We start from the raw sequence: 4,475 nt of genomic DNA on the forward strand, positions 1-4,475 counted from the left end.
CCGGTGCGCTTGATGGTCTTGAGGTACTGCTTGGGGATGATCATGTCGGTGTCGACATTGATGATCTTCAAGGGCGCGGCGACGCCTTCCAGCGAAGTGAACTTGTCCATCGATTGCACCTTCCGATATCGGGCAGGGCGGCAGGTCTATCCTGAATATGCCGTGGAATAAAGGTCTCAGTCGGCAGCGGCTTCGATGGCTGCCATGTCGCCGTCCGAGAGCCCGAAATGGTGTCCGATCTCGTGGATCAGGACATGACGGACGATGTGGCCCAGCGTTTCCTCGTGCTCGGCCCAATAGTCCAGGATCGGGCGGCGGTACAGCCAGATCATGTTGGGCATCCGCGCCACGTCGCCCTGGCTCTGGAACGGCAGGCCGGTGCCCTGGAACAGGCCGAGCAGGTCGAACTCACTTTCCGCCTCCAGCTCGTCCAGCACCTCCTCGGTCGGGAAATCGTCGACGCGGATGACGACGCCCTCGCACATGGTGCGAAACCGATCCGGCAGCCGTTCGAATGCCTCATGCGCCATGGCCTCGAACTCGGCCAGGGAGGGTGCTTTCAACTCTGTCCACATTCCGCCTTGTAGCGCGGGTTCTATGGCGGTGCATCTATCGATTGATGGCTGTTGACGCGGTTTGCGAAAACAGGGACCGTTGGGACGCGATATTTTGCAGTCGGGTGGGCGCGATGGTGCGGACGAGGATGGCTTTGGTCGGGACGGCTCTGATGGGGATGCTGCTTGCATCCACAGCAGTGCAGGCAGGGCCGCGCGTCGCGGCCGCTGAGGTACGAAGCGCGGCGAGCACGGACGTGTCCGCACAGCGTCGGCTGAGGCGCGTGCCGATCTATCCGCGCGAAGAAGGCCATTGGCAGCCGGATGTCGTGCCGCGCTACAATCCCGGACCGAATGCAGTGCGTGTCTGCAATGCGCATTATGTGCAGGAGGCCCGTCCGAGCGGCACCGTGATCGTGCCGCGCCTGAGCTGCTATTGGCGTGGTTGAGTAGCGTCTGCCGCTCTGCCTGCAAGTTGTACGCGTCGCCTGTGAGCCTTTGTGGCCGTTGCGCCACGCTTACCCAAATGTCGTCGCCGGTGCCGGAACCTCTTTGCCTCGACACGCATTCTGCATCTCGGCGCGGGTCTTTCATTCCCTTTCACGTCACTCGTCCGAGACCCCGATCTGCGCCGCGTCGGACAGGCTAAAATCCTGTGCGACGCTCGGCGTGAGATCTCAGGCGATCGAAGGAGAAGTTCATGATCGTAACCAAGCTGCTGGGCGTCGCGGCCGTTGGTGCAATGCTCGCACTGGCCGCGCCCGCCGCGCATGCGATGTCGCTGGCCGGCCCCGGCACGGCGACGGCGATGAAGCAGGGTGCCGCGGCGCAGACCACGGAGGTGCGCTGGCATCATGGCTGGCATCATGGCTGGCACCGCGGCTGGCATCGCGGTTGGCGTCCGCACCGCTGGCATCGCGGGCACCGTCATCATTGGTGATCACCAGGCGCCACGGCGTATCGCGATCGACGTCGAACAGGCCCGCAATTGCGGGCCTGTTATTCGTTGTGGTGCTGATCCGATCTCGTCGCAGGCGCGGGGAACGAATGTTGTTAGTTTTGTGACGTGATCGGCGATGTCTCGTCCGGCGTGCGTCGCCACGACGCAGGTAATGTCTGGCACAACATCATTCATGCCGCGTTCAGGTCGCTATCACTACGTTCATGTTTGGAGCGATCGCGCCTGTCGACCAGCTCCATGGCTGTACGCTCTCCATTGCCTGCATTCACAGGAGTAATGACGATGATCGGAACGAACGATCCGAAGGGTGGTCTTGTCCGTCGCTTCGGCGTTGCAGCGGCTGCTTTGTTCGCGCTTGCAACGGTATCCGGACGTCCTGCACAAGCGATGTCGCCGATCGCGCCCGGCGCCATGCCGGCGGCGAAATCGGCCTCCAATATCATCCAGGTCCAGATGCGTGGTGGTGGTGGCGGTGGCTTCCACGGCGGAGCCGGCTTCCAGGGCGGAGGCGGCTTCCATGGCGGAGGCGGTGGCTTTCACGGCGGCGGAGGCGGAGGTGGCTTCCATGGTGGTGGAGGTGGCTTCCATGGCGGCGGTGGCGGTTTCCATGGTGGAGGCGGCGGCGCAGCAGTTCAGATCGGTGGCGGCGGTTTCCATGGCGGGGGCTTCCATGGTGGCGGCGGCGGCGGTGGCTTCCACGCAGCACCGGCTTTCCATAGCGGGGGCTTTCGTGCCGGCCCGGCATTTCACCACGGCGGCGCTGCTTTCCGTCACGGCGGTCTCAGGTACGGCGGTTATCACGGCGGCTACGGCTATCGGCCGTACTTCCATCATCACCATCGCCACTTCTACGGCGCGTATTACTATCCGGCCTACAGCTCTTACTACTATCCCTATTATCACCGCTGCCGGGTGATCTGGACCCATTACGGTCCGCGCCGCATCTGTCATTATCGCCACTGGCATCGGTGGCATCACTGGCACCGCTGGCATCACCATCATCGGCACCATCACTATCGGTGAGCCAACCGGGCATGATTCAAAAGATCATGTGCGCAGCTCGATGGCTCAAACGAAAAGGGCGCCGTGAGGCGCCCTTTCTGCGTTTCACTCGGTCCCGGACCAGTTCTTGAACTGCCAGGCCTTCTGCATCAGCTTCCACGGCACCAAGGTTTCGAGGCGCCATTTGGCAAAGCGGCCGGGCGGCCAGTTGGAGAGCCGTCGCTCTTCCCTGAGCGGCTCTGGCTTGGCAATGATCTTGCGCGGAGGCATTTTCCGGCGCTGTGGCGTGGCGTCCCGGATCAGGTCGACATATTGCCGCTTGTTGGCCATCACAGACTCCTCGGCGCTCCCGCTTTGGGAGGTAGGATTGTGCAGCCCGACCTTTAAGAAGTCCTTGTCGAAACCTGACAGGTTTGAGGCAAAATCAAACGCGCGATGTCTCGGGCGCGCAGCACGACGAATCAAGTTACGTCCCGGACCTCGCGGTCCGGGGCTGCGATCGCGGCAATTAACGCCACTCCCGCACGTCAACGAAGTGACCGGCGATCGCGGCGGCGGCGGCCATCGCGGGCGACACCAGGTGGGTGCGGCCCTTGAAACCCTGGCGGCCCTCGAAGTTGCGGTTCGAGGTCGAGGCGCAACGCTCCTCAGGCCGCAGCTTGTCCGGATTCATCGCCAGGCACATCGAGCAGCCCGGCTCGCGCCATTCGAATCCGGCCTTGACGAAGATCTTGTCCAGACCTTCGGCCTCGGCCTGCTCTTTGACGATGCCGGAGCCCGGCACGACCATCGCGTTGACATGCGCTGCGACGGTCTTGCCTTCGGCAATCTTGGCGGCCGCGCGCAGATCCTCGATGCGGCCGTTGGTGCAGGAGCCGATGAAGATGCGGTCGAGCTTGATGTCGGTGATCTTGGTACCCGCCGCCAGGCCCATATACTTCAGCGCGCGATGCTTGGAGAGGCGCTTGGCCTCGTCCGCGATCTGGTCGGGATCTGGCACCATGCCGGTCACCGAGATCACGTCCTCGGGCGAGGTGCCCCAGGTGACGATCGGCGGCAGCTTGGCCGCATCCAGCCGCAGCTCGTGGTCGAAATGCGCGCCCTCGTCGGAGCGCAGCTTCTCCCAGTAGCGCATCGCCGCATCCCAGGCCGCGCCCTTTGGCGATTTCGGCCGATCGCGCAGGAAGTCGTAGGCCTTCTGGTCGGGCGCGACGAGACCGGCGCGGGCGCCGCCCTCGATTGACATGTTGCAGACCGTCATGCGGCCTTCCATCGACAGCGCGCGAATGGCGTCGCCGGCATATTCCAGCACGTAGCCGGTGCCGCCCGCGGTGCCGATCTCGCCGATGATGGCCAGGATGATGTCCTTGCCGGTCACGCCCTCCGGCAATTTGCCGTCGACGGTGACGCGCATGTTCTTGGCCTTCTTCTGGATCAGCGTCTGCGTCGCCAGCACGTGCTCGACCTCGGAGGTGCCGATGCCGTGCGCCAGCGCGCCGAACGCGCCATGCGTCGAGGTGTGGCTGTCACCGCAGACGATGGTGGTGCCGGGCAACGTAAAGCCCTGCTCCGGGCCGATGACGTGGACGATGCCCTGGCGCTTGTCGAACTCGTTGAAATATTCGATGCCGAATTCCTTGGCGTTGTCGGCCAGCGCCTTGATCTGCTCGATGCTCTCGGGATCGGGGTTCGGCTTGGTGCGATCGGTGGTCGGCACGTTGTGGTCGACGACGGCGAGCGTCTTCTCCGGCGCATGCACCTTGCGCCCAGTGGCGCGCAGGCCTTCGAAAGCCTGCGGTGAGGTCACCTCGTGGACCAGGTGGCGATCGACATAGAGCAGGCAGGTGCCGTCGTCGGCTTCATGCACCAGATGATCGTTCCAGATCTTGTCGTACAGCGTGGTCGGTTTGGACATGAGCAAAAGCTCCCGGGATGTAGCTATGGCTGAGAAGGAAACG

6 protein-coding genes and 1 pseudogene are annotated in these 4,475 nt (G+C 63.5%); 3 read left to right on the forward strand and 4 right to left on the reverse strand.

Annotation, left to right across the window (positions count from 1 at the left end; all coding sequences use genetic code 11):
* Together WA702_RS24805 and WA702_RS24810 are read right to left on the reverse strand one after the other, a co-directional pair.
* Positions 1–110, reverse strand: a pseudogene (locus WA702_RS24805) (3-isopropylmalate dehydratase small subunit); the annotation flags it as partial.
* 66 nt (positions 111–176) lie between these two features.
* Positions 177–575, reverse strand: a complete 399-nt coding sequence (locus WA702_RS24810; RefSeq protein ID WP_425113184.1) for a metallopeptidase family protein — start codon at positions 573–575, stop codon at positions 177–179.
* 158 nt (positions 576–733) lie between these two features.
* On the opposite strand from WA702_RS24810, the gene WA702_RS24815 reads away from it, so the two are divergent.
* The 3 genes from WA702_RS24815 to WA702_RS24825 all read left to right on the forward strand — a co-directional run bounded on the left by WA702_RS24815 (position 734) and on the right by WA702_RS24825 (position 2,538).
* Positions 734–1,003, forward strand: coding sequence for a hypothetical protein (locus WA702_RS24815; RefSeq protein ID WP_425113189.1), 270 nt, complete (start codon positions 734–736; stop codon positions 1,001–1,003).
* Positions 1,004–1,254: 251 nt separating this feature from the next.
* A complete protein-coding gene (locus WA702_RS24820; protein WP_425113185.1) occupies positions 1,255–1,494 on the forward strand; it encodes a hypothetical protein in 240 nt (79 codons plus the stop codon).
* A 303-nt stretch (positions 1,495–1,797) separates the two neighbouring features.
* Positions 1,798–2,538 (forward strand): hypothetical protein, encoded by a 741-nt coding sequence (locus WA702_RS24825; RefSeq protein ID WP_425113186.1) that lies wholly within the window; start codon positions 1,798–1,800, stop codon positions 2,536–2,538.
* Positions 2,539–2,622: 84 nt separating this feature from the next.
* On the opposite strand, the gene WA702_RS24830 is transcribed toward WA702_RS24825, so the two are convergent.
* A complete protein-coding gene (locus WA702_RS24830; RefSeq protein WP_425113187.1) occupies positions 2,623–2,847 on the reverse strand; it encodes a hypothetical protein in 225 nt (74 codons plus the stop codon).
* Between the two features lie 178 nt (positions 2,848–3,025).
* Positions 3,026–4,432, reverse strand: coding sequence for a 3-isopropylmalate dehydratase large subunit (leuC, locus tag WA702_RS24835; protein WP_425113188.1), 1,407 nt, complete (start codon positions 4,430–4,432; stop codon positions 3,026–3,028).
* Between the last annotated feature and the right edge of the window lie 43 nt (positions 4,433–4,475).

It is taken from the genome of Bradyrhizobium sp., from assembly GCF_049798375.1.
In the GTDB taxonomy this organism is placed as follows: Bacteria; Pseudomonadota; Alphaproteobacteria; order Rhizobiales; family Xanthobacteraceae; genus Bradyrhizobium.